General features: G+C 65.7%; 13 protein-coding genes. 6 read left to right on the forward strand and 7 right to left on the reverse strand.

Annotated elements, in window-relative coordinates; translation table 11 throughout:
• Positions 1-1,203, reverse strand: a complete 1,203-nt coding sequence (locus HG718_RS07985; RefSeq protein WP_160587519.1) for a cysteine desulfurase family protein — start codon at positions 1,201-1,203, stop codon at positions 1-3.
• A gap of 21 nt (positions 1,204-1,224) precedes the next feature.
• A complete protein-coding gene (locus tag HG718_RS07990; RefSeq protein ID WP_160587518.1) occupies positions 1,225-1,761 on the reverse strand; it encodes an Rrf2 family transcriptional regulator in 537 nt (178 codons plus the stop codon).
• A 506-nt stretch (positions 1,762-2,267) separates the two neighbouring features.
• Here HG718_RS07990 and HG718_RS07995 point away from each other — a divergent pair.
• On the forward strand, positions 2,268-2,933 hold the full coding sequence (locus HG718_RS07995; RefSeq protein WP_027843709.1) for an alpha/beta hydrolase: 666 nt from the start codon (positions 2,268-2,270) through the stop codon (positions 2,931-2,933).
• Positions 2,934-2,973: 40 nt separating this feature from the next.
• Here the strand turns inward: HG718_RS07995 and HG718_RS08000 are convergent, their stop codons facing one another.
• A complete protein-coding gene (locus HG718_RS08000; RefSeq protein ID WP_160587517.1) occupies positions 2,974-4,104 on the reverse strand; it encodes an anhydro-N-acetylmuramic acid kinase in 1,131 nt (376 codons plus the stop codon).
• 186 nt (positions 4,105-4,290) lie between these two features.
• On the opposite strand from HG718_RS08000, the gene tyrS reads away from it, so the two are divergent.
• Positions 4,291-5,541 carry a tyrosine--tRNA ligase gene (gene tyrS, locus HG718_RS08005; protein WP_160587516.1) on the forward strand — a complete coding sequence of 417 codons (1,251 nt, stop codon included), beginning with the start codon at positions 4,291-4,293 and terminating at the stop codon, positions 5,539-5,541.
• 15 nt (positions 5,542-5,556) lie between these two features.
• On the opposite strand, the gene HG718_RS08010 is transcribed toward tyrS, so the two are convergent.
• Positions 5,557-9,183 (reverse strand): DUF3971 domain-containing protein, encoded by a 3,627-nt coding sequence (locus HG718_RS08010; protein ID WP_160587515.1) that lies wholly within the window; start codon positions 9,181-9,183, stop codon positions 5,557-5,559.
• Between the two features lie 250 nt (positions 9,184-9,433).
• Here HG718_RS08010 and bcp point away from each other — a divergent pair, with 250 nt between their 5' ends.
• From bcp to HG718_RS08030, 4 genes are all read left to right on the forward strand, one after another.
• Positions 9,434-9,916, forward strand: a complete 483-nt coding sequence (gene bcp / locus HG718_RS08015; protein WP_160587514.1) for a thioredoxin-dependent thiol peroxidase — start codon at positions 9,434-9,436, stop codon at positions 9,914-9,916.
• Positions 9,913-10,740, forward strand: a complete 828-nt coding sequence (locus HG718_RS08020; RefSeq protein ID WP_205345660.1) for a ferritin-like domain-containing protein — start codon at positions 9,913-9,915, stop codon at positions 10,738-10,740. Before bcp ends, HG718_RS08020 begins: the two co-directional genes overlap by 4 nt.
• Positions 10,741-10,991: 251 nt before the next feature.
• Positions 10,992-12,311 (forward strand): peptidoglycan DD-metalloendopeptidase family protein, encoded by a 1,320-nt coding sequence (locus HG718_RS08025; RefSeq protein WP_036263609.1) that lies wholly within the window; start codon positions 10,992-10,994, stop codon positions 12,309-12,311.
• A complete protein-coding gene (locus HG718_RS08030; RefSeq protein WP_160587513.1) occupies positions 12,292-12,888 on the forward strand; it encodes a bactofilin family protein in 597 nt (198 codons plus the stop codon). Before HG718_RS08025 ends, HG718_RS08030 begins: the two co-directional genes overlap by 20 nt.
• Before the next feature lie 90 nt (positions 12,889-12,978).
• Here the strand turns inward: HG718_RS08030 and prfB are convergent.
• From prfB to HG718_RS08045, 3 genes are all read right to left on the reverse strand, one after another.
• Positions 12,979-14,113, reverse strand: a protein-coding gene (gene prfB, locus HG718_RS08035) for a peptide chain release factor 2 (RefSeq protein ID WP_188658405.1) whose coding sequence is annotated in 2 segments (ribosomal slippage) — positions 12,979-14,046 and positions 14,048-14,113 — 1,134 coding nt in all. Because the reading frame shifts where the segments join, the coding sequence is not laid out codon by codon here.
• A gap of 125 nt (positions 14,114-14,238) precedes the next feature.
• Positions 14,239-16,725, reverse strand: a complete 2,487-nt coding sequence (locus tag HG718_RS08040; RefSeq protein WP_160587512.1) for a penicillin-binding protein 1A — start codon at positions 16,723-16,725, stop codon at positions 14,239-14,241.
• Positions 16,726-16,944: 219 nt separating this feature from the next.
• Positions 16,945-18,210 (reverse strand): N-acetylmuramoyl-L-alanine amidase, encoded by a 1,266-nt coding sequence (locus HG718_RS08045; RefSeq protein ID WP_160587511.1) that lies wholly within the window; start codon positions 18,208-18,210, stop codon positions 16,945-16,947.
• Positions 18,211-18,828: the final 618 nt, after the last annotated feature.

The raw sequence follows: 18,828 nt of genomic DNA on the forward strand, positions 1-18,828 counted from the left end.
CTATCGTTCCGCCCGGGCGGCCGCATCGCTGCCCGTGGCTGTCGCACCCGGTTCATTCGGGCGAATTCTCTTCAGGGCCTGCTCTAGGCCCGCACAAAACCTGTCCACATCCTCAGCCTCGGTGTGCCACCCCATGGAGACGCGGATCGCGCCGGCGGCAAGGCCGTCGCGGACGCCCATGGCGGCAAGAACGTGGCTCTGGGCCACCTTGCCGGAGGAGCAGGCGGAGCCAGAACTGACGCAGATGCCGGACAGGTCCAGCGCCATCAGCAGGGTTTCCGCCTTCACCCCATGAAATGCAAGGCAGGCGGTGTTTGGCAACCTGTCGGCGGCAGGGCAGATCACCGCAGCTGCATGGCCTGTGGCTGCCGCAATGGCAAGGCTGCGCGCCTCCAGATCATCCCGCAGCGGCGCTAGCGACAGATGGCGCGGCACGTCGTCGGCTGCAACCCTTGCAGCGGCTCCGAACCCGGCAATTCCGATCACATTCTCAGTACCGGCCCGGCGGCGCAGCTCCTGCCCGCCGCCGCGCAGCAGCGGGTCAACCTGCCCCTTGCCGCGGATGATAAGCGCCCCTGTGCCCTGCGGCCCGCCGATCTTGTGGGCGGAGAGCGCCATGGTGTGGGCACCGATGAGGGGAGACAGACCCATCTTGCCCGCGTGCTGGATCGCATCCACATGGACACGCCCGCCTGCCTCGCTCACCCGCTCAATGATCTGCGGCAATGGCTGGACGGTGCCGGTCTCGTTGTTGGACGCCATGACGCAGACCAGCGCCGGGCGCGGGTCCGCCGACAGGGTGTCATCCAGTGCCTCAAGGCTCACAACGCCATCGGCATCCACCGGCAGGATCGTCAGGTCCACGCCCGCAGCCTTTGCGGTGTCGAGCACGCTTGGGTGCTCCGTCGCCCCGACAATGAGCCGGTCGCAGGCACCAGAAGCAAGCGTGCCGAGGATCGCGAGGCTGTTGGCCTCGGTGCCGCCGGAGGTGAACACCACCTCATCCGGCACGGCGAGCGCCAGGGCGGCGACGTCGCGGCGCGCATCCTCGACCAGCCGGTGCGCCATGCGCCCGGCACGGTGGACCGAGGACGGGTTGCCGCCGCCCGCCAGCACGTCCATGGCCGCATGCATGGCGTCACGCGCCTGCGGGCGCAGGGGCGCCGTCGCGTTGTAATCGAGATATGTGGCGGCCTGGGGCACGGGGTCTGTCGTCTCCCGGAGCTATTCGCCGGCGGCGGCGATGCCGGTCGCCAGTGCGGCAGGCCGCTTGCCGGAGACCGGCGCATCCGCCCCGTCTCGGCCGGCGATTTCCGGCGTCATGTCGCCGAACACGCCGCTGCGGCCGAGGACGCGGCGGTTGATCACGTCGCCCAGGGTGACCGCGCTCAGGAACAGGTGAATCTGGCGGCTCAGCTCATCCCACAAATCATGGGTGATGCAGCGCGTGCCGTTGCCCAGGCAGCCCTCGCCCGCCCCGGGACGGCAGCGGGTGGCCTTGATGGGCTCGTCCACCGACAGGATGATGTCGGAAATCAGGATATCGTCCGGGTCGCGCGCCAGATGGTAGCCGCCGCCCGGCCCGCGCACGCTCTTGACGATGCCGGCCTTGCGCAGCTTGGCGAAGAGCTGCTCGAGATAGGACAGCGAGATTTCCTGGCGCCCGGCGATTTCGCCCAGGGATACCGGCTTCTTGCCGCCGAACCGCGCCAGATCGGCCATGGCCATGACGGCGTAGCGGCCTTTGGTGCTCAGCTTCATAAGGTCTCTCCATCGCCGGCCTGCCCATGGATCGCCATGGGACGTTGCCGGACCTGCTTGTTGCGCCTGACGCAAGACCCCTCCGGCCCGCGCGGCGCTGTCTGACCCCCTGATGACGTCATGCGCAGCAGCCGGGTCACCCGGCCTGCCACGGTCTTTGCCGGTGCCTCCCGCACCGGTGCCCGCCTGCATTCCCGGGCGGCCTCACCGGACTGGTCATGAGAGACCGTATTCCGGGTGGTTTTCCGCGCCTGCGGGACATTCGGGCCCTGACCTGGCCCTGCCCCGGCATGGAATGCTTGCAATCGCGTCCTGCGCTTGTGCTAAGAGAGGCGCAGATCTGACGCTGTTGCTGTCAGAAGTAATAAACCCGAGTGTTTTAGTCAAGAAAGGGATGCGGGAAAAGCCTGCTAATCGGGCGTTTTCGGCGGATGGATGGCTGATTTCCAATCAATCCACTCGGAAACAGGGCCCGGCAGGCGCAGCTTCCCGTCTATCACCAATCCATGCCCGACGTGATTTTCAACGGCCCGGCGGGCCGAATCGAAGGCCGCTACCATCACCAGGGAAAACCGAATTCCCCCATCGCGCTGATCCTGCACCCGCATCCGCAGTTCGGCGGCACCATGAACAACGCGCTCGTCTATGAGCTGTTCTACATGTTTGCCAATCGTGGGTTCTCGGTGCTGCGGTTCAATTTCCGCGGTGTGGGGCGCAGCCAGGGCGGCTTTGACGGCGGCGTGGGCGAATTGTCGGATGCCGCAGCGGCACTCGACTGGCTGCAGACCTATAATGTGGATGCGCGCACCTGCTGGGTGGCCGGGTTCTCGTTCGGGGCGTGGATCGGCATGCAGCTCTTGATGCGCCGGCCCGAGATCGACGGCTTTATCTCGGTGGCCCCGCCCGCCAATTCCTACGACTTCTCCTTCCTGGCCCCCTGCCCGTCCTCGGGCCTGTTCGTCTCCGGCGACCAGGACCAGGTGTCACCGGTGGAAGATGTGGAGAAGCTGGTGGAGCGCCTGCGCGCGCAGAAGGGCATCACCATCGACCAGGAAGTGGTGAAGGGTGCCAACCATTTCTTCGAGACCGGCAGCAAGGAAATGCTGGAACTGGCCGCGGCCTATCTCGACCGCCGCCTCGCCGAAGACAATATCGTCACCCCCAAGGACTGACGCCCAGGCCACCTTTTGCTGTTGGCTGCTTCAGGCGGCTTCAGGCTGCCTGTGCCCCAGCCCGGTGGCGGGTGCCGCCGGGCGTGGGCGTGCCGACGCCGGTGGTGGTGGGCAGCGACAGGGGCAGTCCCATGAGGCTGCGCACGGCGAGATAGGCGAAGGCCTCCGCCTCCAGCGTATCGCCCCGCCAGCCTGCTTCTTCAGCGGCGATCACACGCACACTCAGGCGGCGCTGCAACTCCCCCATCAGCACCGGATTACGCCGACCGCCGCCGACGACGATCCACAGGCGCGGTGCCTGCGGCAGATGGTCGATGGCGCGCGCGATGCTTTCCACCGTGAAGGCCACCAGCGTGGCCGCGCCATCCGCGTCCGGCAGGTGATCAGCCGGGGCATAGGAGAAGTCCAGCCGGTCCAGCGATTTGGGCGGGGTGCGGGTGAAATAGGGATTGTCCATCAGCGCTGACAGCACGGTCTCATCGACAGTGCCTGAGCGCGCCAGCGCGCCATTGCGGTCAAACGGTTCGCCGACGCGGGCCAGCGCCCATTCGTCGATGAGGGCATTGGCGGGGCCGGTGTCGAAAGCCAGCGGCGGTGCATCGCCCCCTGCGATATAGGTGACGTTGCCGATGCCGCCGAGATTGAGCACGGCGATGGGGTGGCCTTCCATCTCATGCGTCAGGGCCAGGTGATAGAGCGGCGCCAGAGGCGCGCCCTCGCCGCCAGCCGCCATGTCAGCGGAGCGGAAGTCGTTGACGACATCGATGCCCGTCTCTGCCGCCATCAGCCGCCCGTCGCCGAGCTGGAGGGTCCAGCCTGCGTCCGGCCGGTGGGCGACTGTCTGGCCGTGAAAGCCGATCACATCCACCTCGCTTGCCGCAATGTCCGCCTCCTCGAGCAGTTGCAGCACCACATCCGCCTGCATGTGGGTGATCTCACGCTCAAGCTCGACCAGCGACGGCGGCAGGGGGCGCGGCGCAGTCAGCGCCATGGCGCCGGGAAGCTCGGCAGCCACCTGGTCGCGCAGGGCGCGGGGATAGGGAATGGCGAGGGACGGCCCAGGCTCCACCAGCGTGTGGCCGTCGGTCCGCAGGAGGGAGGCATCCACCCCGTCCATGGAGGTGCCACTCATCAGGCCGATGGCCGTGTGGATACGCTGTCGCTCGGCCATGGGCAGTCTGGCTCCTTACCATGAGGCGGATCGGGATCGGCACGCGGTTTCAGGCGCGCCGTCCTGGCTGCCGGTGCAGGTCCTTTGCGGCGCGCGGACCAACATGCTAATCCCCCGCATCCGCGGAACCAATGCTCCGCGGGCAACAGTTTTGCCCTTCCTTTCAAGCCAGCAAGCGACCGGATCATGGCCACCTACAAATCCGACTTCCTGAACCACCTCAACGACCGCGGCTTCATCGCCCAGTGCTCGGACTTCGACGCGCTGGACGAAAGCCTGAGCAACGGTGTGGTGACGGGCTATATCGGCTTTGACTGCACGGCGCCGAGCCTGCACGCGGGCTCGCTGGTGCAGATCATGATGCTGCGTGCCCTGCAGAAGGCAGGCCACCGCCCGCTCGTCGTGCTGGGCGGCGGCACCACGCGCATCGGTGATCCGTCGTTCCGGGATTCCGCGCGGCCGCTGCTGGATGACGCGGCGATTGCCAGGAACAAGGAAGGCATCAAGAAGGTGTTCTCCAAGTTCCTGTCCTTCGATGACGGCCCGACGGGCGCGATCATGGTCGATAACCGGGAATGGCTGGATGATCTTCAGTATGTGGATTTCCTGCGCGACGTTGGCCGGCACTTCTCGGTCAACCGCATGCTCTCCTTCGACAGCGTGAAGACGCGGCTGGAACGCGAGCAGAACCTGTCCTTCCTGGAATTCAACTACATGATCATCCAGGCCTATGACTTTGCCGAACTGGCCCGCCGCTATGACTGCACGCTGCAGATGGGCGGCTCGGACCAGTGGGGCAATATCGTCAACGGCATCGATCTCGGCCGCCGCATGGATGACGCCGCGCTTGTGGGCCTCACCTCGCCACTGCTGACGACGGCTTCTGGTGCCAAGATGGGCAAGACGGCGGACGGGGCCGTGTGGCTCAACGAAGACATGCTGTCGGCCTATGATTACTGGCAGTACTGGCGCAATTGCGAAGACGCCGACATCGGCAAGCTCCTGCGCCTGTTCACCGATCTGCCGCTTGATGAGATTGCCCGGCTGGAAGCGCTGGACGGTGCCGAACTGAACGACGCCAAGAAGGTGCTGGCAACAGAAGCTACCGCCATGGCGCATGGGCGCGAGGCGGCGGAGGCCGCCGAAGAGACCGCACGCAAGACCTTCGAGGAAGGCGTTGCTGCATCGGACCTGCCGAGCGTCGACATCGCCGCTGATCAGTGGGCTGAGGGTCTCGGCGTGCTGACGGCGCTGGTGGAAGCGGGGCTGAGCAAATCCACCGGCGAAGCCCGGCGGCTGGTGCAGGGCGGCGGTGTGCGGATCAATGATGAAGCTGTCTCGGACTGGCGGGCGACCCTGAGCGATGCCGACCTCAAGGACGGGGCGGCCAAGCTGTCTGCCGGCAAGAAGCGGCACGTGCTGATCCGCAAGGGCTGACTGGCGCGGGCTGCGTCAGCCTTCGTCGCCGGCGCTGCCTTCCGCGGCAGGCGCTGCGGGCGATGGGATGGGCCGGGGCACGGGGAATCTCGGGGCTCCGGCGCTTTCCGTTTCACCCGTGTCTGCCGTAGCACCTGCATCTGACGTATCAGCCTCGCTGCGCTGGGCTCCACCGTCGCTTGGTGCACCGCCCATTTCGAACAGGCGGCGGAAGATGCCGGGCACCAGCGCTGCGAGCGGGTTCACCGTTACTTCCGGATCACTCTGCACGCCGGAAATGCGGTAGGTGACGCCGAACAGTCCCTCGCCTTCACGGCCGACGAGAATATCGCCCAGCACCGGGATGTTTCCGAGGAAGCTGTTGATCGTATAGGCGGGCACGATGGTGCCGCCGAGATCAATCTCGTCCGTGTCCCGATTGACATGCCCCTTGATGGTGGCGCCGATGGCGGGGCCGGAAAAGATCGCGTCCTTGAGGTCGATGGCGCGCTGGTTGACGCGTACGGGCGCTTCGAGCCGGGTAAACAGGATGCCGTCGCCCTGCAGCGTGTCGCGGATGCCGGTGAGAGAGCCGAGCGTCAGGATGCTGGCCAGCACGGGCGCGTTGCGGATGCGGATGTTCTCACCGGTAAGCTCACCCTCAAGCGGGCTGCCGGCCTGGCGGTCGTCGATCTCGGCGTCGAAATCCACGTCTCCCCCGTCCACATTGTTGTAGAGGTCGAGCCCGCGCAGCACCGCGCCCGCATTGCCGGAGCTGGCGGTGACCGTGCGGGTGCCATAGGTGGTGGGCTTCATTTCAAGGGTCAGTGCCCCGCCGGTGGCGAATGCGCCGTCCACGGACAATTGGCGCATGCTGCCGCCCTTGAGTTCCAGATGCGCTGCTGTGCGCGACAGCTCTTCGCCATTGTGGAGGATGACCCGGTCCACAGTGGCATTGGCGATGATGATCTGGGCGGCTTCTTCGGTGCCGTCATCCTCGGACGTGTCATCGCCGTCGAACAGGCCGTCGAGGAAGTCACGGGCATCGAAGGTGGCACCGTTGACATCCACGCGGAGGATGCCGTCTTCCGGCGAGCGGGTGGCGGTGGCTGTCAGGTCGGTGCCGTTGGCCAGCAGCAGGCGTGACAGGGAGGCGCGGGCGAGCGCCCCGTCGGGCGCGAACATGACGTTGCCCTGGAGCTGCACGCCCTGGCCGGACAGATTGAGGCCGGACAGGGAAACGGCGCCGTCGCCCGCCTGATCGAAACTGCCGGACAGGGTGGCGGGGATGCCCGCTTCCTTGCGCCAGCCGATGAGCGGTTCCATGACGGTGACGGGGCCAAGATCAATTGCGAAGCGGGCCGACGAGATGTCCGGGCCGCTGCCCTTGAGGGTTGCTTCCACCGGCAGCGCGCCGTTGATGTTGCGGGCAAGCAGGAAACCAAGGCGGGCGCGCGTGGCTTCATCCACGGTGCCTGCGATCTCGAAGGTGCTGCTCGGGCCGCCATTGGCATTGAAATCCTCGACCCAGCTCAGCGCCACAGGCGTGCCGGCAAGGCGCATGGTGCCGTTGCTGCGCAGGCGGGTGTTGTTGACGTCAAAGGCCATGTCGCCGCTGTCGAGGGTGACGCCCTCGGCAAGGTCCGGCATGGACAGGGACTGCGCCCTGCCCTCGGCGCGGAAGGTCACATCCTCGAACTGGAGCAGGCTGCGCATGGGCAGGACAGTGCTGATACGCACCTTGGCCGTGCCATCGACGTCGCGCGGGTCGAGACCGAAATCGCTGGTATAGCCAAGCGGCTCCTCGTCCAGCAGCGCCAGCATGGCGGTCATGGAGGCCTGGGCATTGACGAAGATGTCGGCATTGTTGCCGCGGATGTGGAAATCCTTCGTGGCAAAGCCGCCGTCGATGATTTCGATGCGGCCGCCTGCCGCCGGTTCGATGAAGCCGCCGGTGATGTCGGCGCGGAAGCTGTTGCCGGTGAGGTGCATCTTCCCGCGGCCGTCCCGGATCGGCGACAGCTCCTTGAGGTAGCGGCCGGTAACGTCCGAGAAGGCCAGTTCCGCCTTGATGGCGTCATCCGGCAGCGGGGTCTGCGACAGGTCGCCGGGGCCCGCGCGCATGGTGAGCGTGCCGGTATAGAAGAGACCGCTGGAGATATTGTCTTTCACCCATTCCCGCGCGCCATGACCCACGCGGGGCGGCCACACCTGCATCAGGTCATTGAACAGGATGTCGGTAATCTCGCCGTCAAGGCTGACTGCCGGGGCATCGCCTGCAAGGTCCGCGATGTCGCCGGAGAGGCTGACCTGGCCTTCGCCGAGGGTGACCGCGGCCTTTTCGATGGCGAGGCGGCCTTCGGCAATGTCGTAGTCGAGAGCGGTTTCCAGCCCGTCGATGCGCGAGAGGCCGACGGTGACCTTCGGGACGTTGATGGCGAGCGGCCCGCTCTTGAGGTCCACGCGCACGGCGGACACGTCGCCCGCCTCATCCACCATGATGCGGCCGCTGCCGGAGACGGCAAGGTCGATGGCGTCCCCCTTCACGGCGAAATCGGTGAGGTGCACCTTGCCTTCAGGCCAGGTGAGACGGCCCTGGATGTGGGCGCTGTCGATTTCATAGGACCAGGGGCGCGGCGTATAGGGCGGCTTGGGGTCTTCCGGCTGCGGCTTGCCGTCATAGCCAAGGGGCTTGGGCGGGTAGAAGGGTTCCGGCTCGTTGACCGGCAGGGTCAGCCTGCCCTCGCCCGCGTCCAGGTTCACTTCCATTTCGGAGATGGTGAGGCCATCCCGGTTGAGCTTGGCGATGACACGGCCGCTGACGGCAGCATCGATCAGCGCCAAGGGCTCCAGCGCCACCATGGTGCGGGCGAAATCAGGCAGGCGGATCTCGTTGACATTGGCAACGATCACCACCGGGTCTTCGGGGCCGTTGGCGCGGATGGTGCCGATCAGGTCCCATTCGCCGCCGGGTGACAGCACATGGGCGTTGATGACGCCGGCCATGCCCATGGGTGTGTTGCGGAATTCGAGGCTGACGCCGGAAGCGAGCCACAGCCCGCCCGACCGCTGGTCGAACACGGTGATGGCGGCATCGCGGATGGAGAGGCCCTGCAGACTGCGGCCGCTGTCCTCGCTGCCTTCCTCGGGCGCCGAGATCGCATCCAGCAGCGTGGCGATGAGGGCATCGCTCTGCTCGGAGACCTGGGGTTCAGGCGCCGGCAGTGGTCTTGTGCCGAGGCCCGCGTCATTGAGGCCGAAGCTGATGCCGCCGTCGCGCTGGCGCACAAGGGTGAGCGATGCACCGGCGACCGCCAGCTTCTTGGGCACGAGGCGTCCGGCCAGCGCCGAGCGCAGGCTGAAATCCACCGCCAGCCGCGGAATGGTGACCACCTGTCCGCCTTCGGCATCAAGAATGGTGACATCCACCGCCTGCAGTTCGAGCCCGCCCTTGGCGTCCGTCCAGGCGATGACCATGTCGCTGATCCGCACGTCATTGTCAGGCAGGCTGTCATTTGCCACCTGGTTGACCAGGGGCGTCAGGAAGCTGACCGGCAGCGGGCCTTCGGACAGCCGCCAGGCCGCAGCCCCCACCAGAAGCAACGCGACGGCAAGCAGGCCGGCGACGACTTCGAGGGCAATCTTGGTGGCGGGGCGGATCAAGCGGGGTCAGTCTCTTGCGCGAATTGGGGACCGGGGCGGAGGCGGCCGGCGGGCACCAGGGAAAATGGCGGCGGCCCTGACGAATCAACGTTCATAATGGCAAATACCGTCGGCAAATAACCGATGGAAAAGCCTGTCACCGCCACCACTTGCACCATATTGGTGAAATATGGCTTTCAGACGATATAGACAGGCACCTGCCTGCCCAATGACCGCCATGCCCACAACCGCCCAGAAGGAGAATTGATCCATGGCCACCAAGGACGCACCGGGACCTGCCGCCGGCGACAAGGCCCCTGCCTTTTCCATGCCCACTGATGGTGACGGCACCGCCGCGCTGAAGGACTACAAGGGCCAGCCCCTGGTGCTCTATTTCTATCCGAAGGACGACACATCCGGCTGCACCAAACAGGCGATCGGCTTTTCGGAGCGGCTCAAGGATTTCGAGAAGGCCGGGGCGGCCATCCTGGGCGTCTCGCGCGACCCGGTGAAGAAGCACGACAAGTTCAAGGACAAGCACGACCTGACCATCACCCTGGGCTCCGACGAGGAAGGCGCGGTGACGGAGGCTTACGGCGTGTGGGTCGAAAAGAGCATGTATGGCCGCAAATATATGGGCATCGAGCGCTCCACCTTCCTGATCGACGGCAAAGGCAAGATCGCCCAGGTGTGGCGCAAGGTGAAGGTGCCCGGCCATGTGGATGAGGTGCTGGACGCGGTGAAGGCGCTTTGAGCCACACGCCAGACAGTCTCCGGACGCGCGCGGTCGGCGTGCTGCTGACCGCGCCGCCGGAGGACAAGGCACTGGCAGCGCGGCAGTTGGCGGCGGACTGGCGGGCGGGGCTGCTGGCCTGGCCCGGCGCTGCCGGTGAGGGGCCGTCCAATGGCGTCGAGGTGCCGGACCGGCCAGCGCGGCCGGAAAAGCCTGACCTCCTGCCCCCGCGCGCCATGAAGCGGCGCGGTCCCGGCAGTCTCGCGGGCCGGGTGGCGCTGCTGCATGCCCTGGCGCATATCGAACTCAATGCCATCGACCTTGCCTGTGACCTGCTGGCGCGCTTCCCGGACGATGAGGGCGCACCCCTGCCCCGCGCCTTCGCTAACGACTGGGTGAGGGTGGCGGATGAAGAAGGAAAACACTTCCTGATGCTGCAGGCCCGGCTCGGGGAGCTTGGTGCCGCCTATGGCGATCTGCCCGCCCATGACGGGCTGTGGCAGGCGGCGGAGGCGACGGCGCACGACCTGGCGGCGCGGCTGGCCATCGTGCCGCTGGTGCATGAAGCCCGCGGGCTGGACGTGACACCGCAGACCGTGGCGGCGCTGACCCGGGCGGGTGACGAAAAAAGCGCGCAGATACTGGACGTGATCTACCAGGATGAGATCGGCCATGTGGCCGCGGGCGTGCGCTGGTTCGAGGCTGCGGCGAGCCGCCGCAAGGTTTTGCCCAAGGTGCTGTTTGACTCCCTGGTCGAAACCCATCACACCGGCACCCTCAAGGGCCCGTTCAACGAAGACGCCCGGGCCCAGGCCGGTTTTGCACAGCTGATGGCTGGCACATGACGTGCACAATTTTCTGCAAATTGTTTGGGCACGCGACGGAATCGGACCACTCTTGACTGAAGCGGTACGGCAACAGGGCGGCGATGTGCTGCTTTGAGACGTTCCGGCGGTCCCGGCGATTAACCAGGTCAGGGAATATTAACCCCAACCGGTTGAAATCGCTTCAGCAATACGTTTCTATTTCTCCCTCTTGGGGGGTAACAGGCGCTTAGAGGGGTAAAGTGTCAACAAGCTCCGATTTTTCGGGTTCGGTGGTTCGGGGGATCCGCCGGCTGTTCACAGAACGCCAGTTTTATCTGCGAAGCCACGGTCAGGTTCAGTTCATGGCCCTGTCCGGCTGGACGCAGGCAGTGCTGGCGCTGGGCGCTATCTTTTTCCTCGGCTGGGTCGGTTTCACCTCGGTGAACGTGGTCTTCCAGGACCAGATCATTGCGGCCAAGGATCGCAAATTCATCCGCATGCAGTCCGCCTATGAGCAGCGCATCGCGGAAATGCAGGCGGCCTATGACGAAGTGTCGACCGAAATGGTCCTCGCCCAGTCGCGCTTCCTGGACCAGACGACCGAGCTGGAAGCCAAGCACGGCCTGCTCGCCGACCTTCTCAACCATTCCCGCGAAGTGCGCAGCCAGCTTGATGACATGCGCAAGAAGATCGCGGGCCTGCCGGGCACCCGCCGCAACAAGGCGGATGGGGAAACGCGCATCATGCTGCGTCCGGCGCCGGTGGAAGGTGCGTTCCGGGAAAGCCGGGTGGATGTCTCCCCGCCTGACCTGCATGGTCACCTGAGCAATCGCGGCGGCGCGTTCACCGCCATCGCCCAGGCCGCGGACGGCATGCGCCACGAGGAAAAGGTGGCCTTCATGGACCACCGCCTCGAAAATCTCGACCTCGTCCAGCAGCAGCTGGTGAACCGCATCGAGGAAGAGACCGATCTTGAAATCAAGGAGATCGAGAGCATCATCCGGATGACGGGCTTCGACCCGGATCAGATGACCAAGGATCTGAGCGCGGCGGCCGTGGCGGAAGGCGGCCCGTTCATCAACTTCGCTGAGAGCATGGCGCCGGACGGCGACAGCAGCGAAGGCTTCGATCGCCAGATTTTCCGCGTGGCCACCAATCTGGACCGCATCTCGGTTCTCAACCACGCCCTGCGCCAGCTGCCGCTGGCCAAGCCCGTCTACGGTATCGAGACCACCAGCAATTTCGGCGCGCGCGTTGACCCGTTCAACCGCAAGCTGGCCTTCCACTCCGGCATCGACTTCGCCGGACCCTACGGCACCAAGATCCACGCCCCGATGGCCGGCAAGGTCGTCTATGCGGGCTGGCGCGGTGCCTATGGCCGTTTTGTGGAACTCGATCATGGAAACGGCATCAAGACCCGTTACGCTCACCTCGCCAGCATTAACGTCAAAGTCGGTGATGTTGTTGAGTTTCGTGAAACCCTTGGCAAGATAGGTTCGTCCGGCCGCTCGACAGGCCCGCACCTCCATTACGAGGTCTGGGTCGACGGCAAGGTCACCAACCCCGCCAAATTTCTGAAGGCAGGTCAGTATGTTCTCGAAGAAGGATAGTGGCGGCGCACCCAAGGCCGCCCCGGCACCGGCGCCGCGTCGCGGCCGTTCCGCGCCGTCGATCATCTCGGATGACCTTGTCGTCCACGGCAACCTCATCGCCACCGGCGACATCCAGATTGACGGCACCGTAGAAGGTGACGTGCGCAGCCAGTCGCTGACCGTCGGCGAACACGCCACCATCACCGGTGAAGTGATGGCGGATGACATCGTGGTGCGCGGCCGCATCGTCGGCTCGATCCGCGCCCGCCGCGTGCAGCTGGCCACCACCTGCCATGTGGAAGGCGACATCCTGCACGAAGCGCTCGCCGTTGAAACCGGCGCCTTCTTCGAAGGCAATTGCCGCCATTCCGACGACCCGCTGGGTGAAGACCTGCCGACCAAGGCCCCGGTCTCCGAGCCTGCGTCCCTGAAGATCGCCGATGCCCAGGCGTCTGCGTCCTCGTCTGACAGCAAGGCCCCGGCTTCCGCCAGCCCGGCAAAGCCCGTCGGCAACGCCAAGTCGTCAGAAGACGACAAGGGCGGCGTCGTGGTGAAGGATGGCGCCGTCGTGGTGCGCCGCCCGGCCGCGCAGTAAGCCTTTCAAGACATCCGAAAACAAAAGGCCCGCCGGTCACTCCGGCGGGCCTTTTTCGTTGTTGCTTGTGGCAAGAGCGCGGGCGCTGCCCTACTCCACCGCCTCGGCTTCTTCAGCGTCGGCCTTGGCTTCCACCTTGTTGGCAAGGGCCGCGGCGAGGAACGGGTCGATGCCGCCATCCAGCACGGCCTGGGGGTTGCCGATTTCCACGTTGGTGCGCAGGTCCTTCACCAGCTGGTAGGGCTGCAGCACGTAAGAGCGGATCTGGTGGCCCCAGCCGATTTCCGTCTTGTTGGCGGCCTCGGCCTGGGCTTCCTCCTCGCGGCGCTGCAGCTCGGCCTCGTAGAGGCGGGCGCGCAGCATGGTCCAGGCGGTAGCCCGGTTCTTGTGCTGGGAGCGCTCGTTCTGGCACTGCACCACGATATTGGTGGGGATATGGGTGATGCGCACCGCGCTGTCGGTGGTGTTCACGTGCTGACCACCGGCGCCGGAGGCGCGGTAGGTGTCGATGCGCACGTCTGACTCCGGGATCTCGATCTCGATCGAGTCATCCACGATGGGGAACACCCAGACGCTGGCGAAGCTGGTATGGCGGCGGGCCTGGCTGTCATAGGGCGAGATGCGCACCAGCCGGTGGACGCCGGATTCCGTGCGCAGCCAGCCATAGGCGTTGTGACCCTTGATCTCCAGGGTCGCGGATTTGATACCCGCTTCTTCGCCCGGCGTCTCGGCCACGAGTGACACCGAATAGCCTTTCTGCTCTGCCCAGCGCATATACATGCGCAGCAGCATCTGCGCCCAGTCATTGGACTCAGTGCCGCCGGCGCCTGCATGAATTTCCAGATAGGTGTCGTTGGAATCCGCTTCGCCCGACAGCAGGGTCTCGAGCTCGCGTTCGGCCGCGAGGTCGCGGGCGGCCTTGAGGGCCTCTTCGGCCTCCGCCACGACTTCGTCGTCGCCTTCCGCCTCGCCCATCTCGATCAGTTCCACATTGTCGTTCAATGCAGCTTCGAGATCGCGATAGTTCTTGAGCGCGGTTTCAAGGCGGGTGCGCTCACGCATCACGTCCTGGGCCTTCTGGGGATCATCCCAGAGGCTTGAGTCCTCCGCGCGGGCGTTCAGTTTTTCAAGTTCGGCTTCCGTGGAAGCGGGGTCAAAGATGCCTCCTCAGCAGTGCAAGCGACTGCTGGAGTTCATCGACGAGATCACGGATCTCGGCACGCATTTCACTACTCCTGATGTCCGGCCCGCGCAGTGCGATGCTCCCCCTTCCTCCGACGGAGCCGGAGGACTGACCGCGTGCGCGTGTGACGGAAATATGAGAGCCGGAACCTAGGCCCGATGGGCGGATCAGTAAAGCCCGCCGGTGCCGGTTCCCAGACTGGGCACCGGGCGCACGGGGCCGGATACATCCTGCGAGAAATCATCGGTGGTGGTGCCGCGCAGAACCTGGCTCGGCGCGCGCGGCTCGGTGCCTGCCTTGAAGGCCTCGAGGATGGTGCCTTCGCTGCCGGGTGCTGCGACGAGGCCCGTCTTGGCATCCACCCGCACGAGGGTCACGCCCGGCGGCATGCGGAACGGCAGGGCGGGCTGATCTGCCAGGGCATCCTTCATCACGTCGCGGAAGACGGGCGCGGCCAGACCGCCGCCGGTTTCCCCGCGGCCCATGGGCTTTGGATCATCGAAGCCGATGAAGACGCCCAGCGCGAGGTCCGGCGAAAAGCCGACGAACCACGCATCCTGCTCGCGGTTGGTGGTGCCGGTCTTGCCGGCCAGCGGCTTGCCGACAGACGCAATGGTGCGGCCGGTGCCGCGGTCCACCACGCCCTTGAGCATGGAGACCACCTGGTAGGCCGTACGCGGATCGATCACATTTTCCCGGGTGTCGGAAATCTCCGGCGCGGCCTGACCGGTCCATTCGTCGGCGGCGCAGGCTGCACATTCACGCACGTCATGGCGGAAGACGGTGCGGCCATAGCGGTCCTGCACGCGGTCGATCAGCACGGGTTCGATCTTCTTGCCGCCATTGACCAGCATGGCATAGGCATTGGTCATCTTGAGCAGGGTCGTTTCGCCGGCGCCAAGCGACATGGCGAGCACGGGCATCATGTCGTCCATGATGCCGAAGCGGCGGGCATAGGCGCTGACCTTGTCCATGCCGATGGCCTGGGCCAGGCGCACGGTCATGACGTTGCGCGATTTCTCGAGGCCCAGCCGCAGGGTGGAGGGGCCATAGAAGGTGCGCGAATAGTTTTCCGGCTTCCACAGCGCAAGGCCCGGGCCCTGCTCGATGACAAAGGGGGCATCAAGCACGAGGCTCGATGGCGTGTAGCCGCTGTCGAGCGCTGCCGCGTAGACGAAGGGCTTGAAGGACGACCCCGGCTGGCGCAGTGCCTGGGTGGCGCGGTTGAACTCGGAGAGCTGGTAGCTGAAGCCGCCCACAAGTGCGCGGACGCGGCCCGTATGGGGGTCGATGGCGACCACGGCGCCGTTCACTTCCGGTATCTGGCGCAGGGCATATTGCCCCTGGGCGGCACTGCCCTGGCCGTCTTCCGCCGCGACGGGGGCGACCCAGATGACGTCGCCCACGGCAAGCCGGTCACCGGCTTTGGTGATCTCGGGGCCGACCTTGCGGTTGTCCTTGGAATCGCGCGCCCAGGTCATTTCGGAGAGCGGCACATAGCCGGTCTCGCCCGGGTTGATCATGTTGCCGGCTTCATCGAGGTCCGGACGCAGGCCGATGGTGGCGCCGTCGTTGGTGACCTCAAGCACCACGGCGACGCGCCAGGGCGCCAGATCGCGGGCGGTGTCGAGGGCCACGAGGGCCGTCGGCCAATCACCGGTGCTGTCGAGGCGGGCATGGGGACCGCGCCAGCCATGGCGCTGGTCATAGGCAACGAGGCCGTCGCGCAGTTCGCGGCGGATCAGGGCCTGAAGGCTTGTATCCAGCGTGGTGCGGATCGACAGGCCACCGTCATAGGTCTGGTCCTCGCCATACATGGAAATTGTCTGGCGGCGGACTTCCTCGACGAAGAACTGGGTCTCGACGATCTGCGTGCCGCCGGTGCGCGGGGTCACGTTGAATGGCTCGGCGCGGGCGACGGATGCCTCAAACGGCGTGATGAAGCCGTTGTCGCTCATGCGCGACAGCACCCAGTTGCGGCGGGCGACGGCGCGCTCGCGCTGGCGGAACGGGTGGTAATTATTTGGGGCCTTGGGCAGTGCCGCCAGATAGGCCATCTCGCCCAGGGTCAGCTCATCCAGAGACTTGCCGTAGAAATTGAGGGCGGCAGCGGCGACGCCGTAGGAGCCCATGCCGAGATAGATCTCGTTGAGATAAAGCTCGAGGATGCGGTCCTTGGAATAGGCCTGCTCAATGCGGCGGGCCAGCAGCGCTTCCTTGATCTTGCGCTCGAAGGAGACCTCGTTGGTGAGCAGGAAGTTCTTGGCCACCTGCTGGGTGATGGTCGAGGCGCCTTCAAGGCGGCGGTCGTTGATGACGTTCTGAATGTTGGCGATGACCGCGCGCATGATGCCGACGAGATCGACACCTTCGTGGTCATAGAAATTCTTGTCCTCGGCGGAGAGGAAGGCGTTGATCAGATCCTTGGGGATGGCGCTGATGGGGACGTAGAGGCGGCGCTCACGGGCGAATTCCGCGATCAGCCGGCCGTCGCCCGCATGCACGCGCGTCATCACCGGCGGCTCGTAATGGGCCAGCTGGTCATGCGGCGGCAGATCGCGGGAGTAGCTCCACAGCAGGAAGGCGACACCCAGGGCGGCCCCGGCAACAAGCACCACGCCCGCCACGCCCAGGTATGCAAGAATTCTCATCATCTGGTCAAATCTGTCCCCGATCAGTCGCCCCGCGCGCCGAAGCTGGCCGGTTTGGCCGCCTCGTCGGCACGAAGCCGTCAGCCCGGCCTGTCTCCAGGCGGGCCATCATCCCCCATGAAAGCACCCATGGACGGGATTAGTGGTCAATTGTGGCACGTCCGTGACTGGTTTACCCAATCACGTCCTGCATGTGCAGATGATGTGCCAGCAATCATGGATTTACTGGGCGGCGGCCTCCGCCGTCCGCTCGGCGAAATAGGCATCGACGCCCCGGGCGATGGCTGCCGCGGTGTCGCGGCGCCAGCTTGCGGAGGTGAGGTTCTTTTCATCCTCGGCATTGGTGAGGAAGCCGAGCTCGATGAGGACCGAGGGCACGTCCGGCGCCTTGAGCACCCGGAAGCCCGCAAAGCGGTGGGTGTTGCGCAGCACGCGGGTGACCTTCGACATCTTGGGGATGACGGTCTGGGCGAAGCGGACCGACAGGTTCTTGGTTTCGCGCTGGGCGAGGTCGATCAGGATGTCGCGCACATCGTCGCTGTCGCCGCCGAGATTGACACCGGCAATGATGTCGGCGGCGTTCTCCTTGCGGGCCAGGCGGGCGGCTTCGGAGTCCGACGCCTTCTCGGACAGGGTGTAAACTGATGCGCCGCGCACCTCGCGCCGCTCGATCGAATCCGCGTGGACCGAAATGAAGAGATCAGCCCCGTGACGGCGGGCGATGTTCACGCGCTCACGCAACTCGATGAAGATGTCCGTGTCGCGGGTGAGGTGGACATCATATTTGCCGGTGGCGCGGATGGCCTCCCCCAGCGCCTTGGCGAAGGCAAGGGTCACGTTCTTTTCGCGGGTGCCGCGGGCCCCGAGGGCACCGGGATCAACGCCGCCGTGGCCGGCATCAATCACCACCACCTTGCGGGCCTTGGATGCGGGCTGCGGGGACGGCACGTCCGGCAGTTTGGGCGCGGGGGCCGCCGCGGGCTGCGCATCCGGCCAGCCCGCGGCGGCGCGGAAGGCCTGGTCGCTGGTGCCGACGAGATCAAACACGATGCGCCACTGGCGGTTGCTGGCCGGGTCCGGCGGCAGCACGAAGCTGCGCGAGATGGCGGCGGGGCCCGTGAGATCGATCACCACGCGGGCATTGCCGGGGCGGAACAGGCCGTAGCGGAAGGAGCCGATGAGGCCCTTGCCGGTGGGCACGAAATCAGAGCCGAGTTCCCAGTCAAGGGCCGGCAGGTCGATGATGAGGCGGTGCGGGTCGGCCAGGGTGAAGGCCTTGGCATCCACCTTGCCGCTCAGTTCAAGCACGAAGCGGGTGGTTTCACCGCTGCGCCCAAGGCGCACATCCAGCACCGACGGGGCGGCAGCCTGGGCAATCGCGGGCAGGAGGATGAGGGCCAGCAGGGCCGTCACTGCCGCCACCAGGCCCGCGGACCGGCCACGGCCGCTCACATACCGGCTGCGGGAGATGACGGAGAAGACACGCATCGTTTCCAAAAACTCTTCTGGTTCAGGCACCTAGACCGATGACAACCACTCCCCTGCCCTCCGGCGGCGGCACTGGCCTCGCAAGGGACGGGTCTGGCGGAGAGGCACTTTAATCCCCAATTGATTAACCGGTCATAAACCATCCGGGCCGCAAGCTCCCGTTGCGAGGGGAAATCCTGAAGCGTTTACGGCGGCAATCGTCCCGCTTGCGCTTTGTGCAACGCCCCGGCTACAACATAGGTCGTGCAGATGGTCGCCAAGGCCGCGTTCCGGGCAGATTTTCCCCGATTTCCTGCGGTTTCAACCACCCGCACGCCCCGATTTCGAATGACTCGCAGGGGATGGCCGCACGGCCGCAAGTGAGCGGGTCTGCCGAAAGCATGAATTTTGACCGTTTCAGGCTGGCCTCCCTCACAGAGATGGCAATGCCTGGGATCGAGAAGACGTACCGGACCGGTGGCGGCCTTTCGCCCCACACGGCCCAAGTTGAAAACTGAACCGATGACCGTTTCGACATCCACCGCCAGCCGCCAGCACGCTTCATTGCGCGCCGCGGCTGCACGCGCGCAGTCCTGCGCCCGGATGTCCTGCGGCTCCCCCTTATCCCTATTTGCGCGC

Origin of the sequence: Pyruvatibacter mobilis, assembly GCF_012848855.1 — a bacterium.
Lineage (GTDB): Bacteria > Pseudomonadota > Alphaproteobacteria > CGMCC-115125 > CGMCC-115125 > Pyruvatibacter > Pyruvatibacter mobilis.

What these genes read in the sequence shown, in the direction of transcription:
- HG718_RS07990 (WP_160587518.1), bottom strand. Translation starts at nt 1,761, where the DNA reads ATGAAGCTGAGCACCAAAGGCCGCTACGCCGTCATGGCCATGGCCGAT.
- HG718_RS07995 (WP_027843709.1), top strand. Translation starts at nt 2,268, where the DNA reads ATGCCCGACGTGATTTTCAACGGCCCGGCGGGCCGAATCGAAGGCCGC.
- HG718_RS08000 (WP_160587517.1), bottom strand. Translation starts at nt 4,104, where the DNA reads ATGGCCGAGCGACAGCGTATCCACACGGCCATCGGCCTGATGAGTGGC.
- HG718_RS08045 (WP_160587511.1), bottom strand. Translation starts at nt 18,210, where the DNA reads ATGCGTGTCTTCTCCGTCATCTCCCGCAGCCGGTATGTGAGCGGCCGT.
- tyrS (WP_160587516.1), top strand. Translation starts at nt 4,291, where the DNA reads ATGGCCACCTACAAATCCGACTTCCTGAACCACCTCAACGACCGCGGC.
- HG718_RS08040 (WP_160587512.1), bottom strand. Translation starts at nt 16,725, where the DNA reads ATGATGAGAATTCTTGCATACCTGGGCGTGGCGGGCGTGGTGCTTGTT.
- HG718_RS08030 (WP_160587513.1), top strand. Translation starts at nt 12,292, where the DNA reads ATGTTCTCGAAGAAGGATAGTGGCGGCGCACCCAAGGCCGCCCCGGCA.
- bcp (WP_160587514.1), top strand. Translation starts at nt 9,434, where the DNA reads ATGGCCACCAAGGACGCACCGGGACCTGCCGCCGGCGACAAGGCCCCT.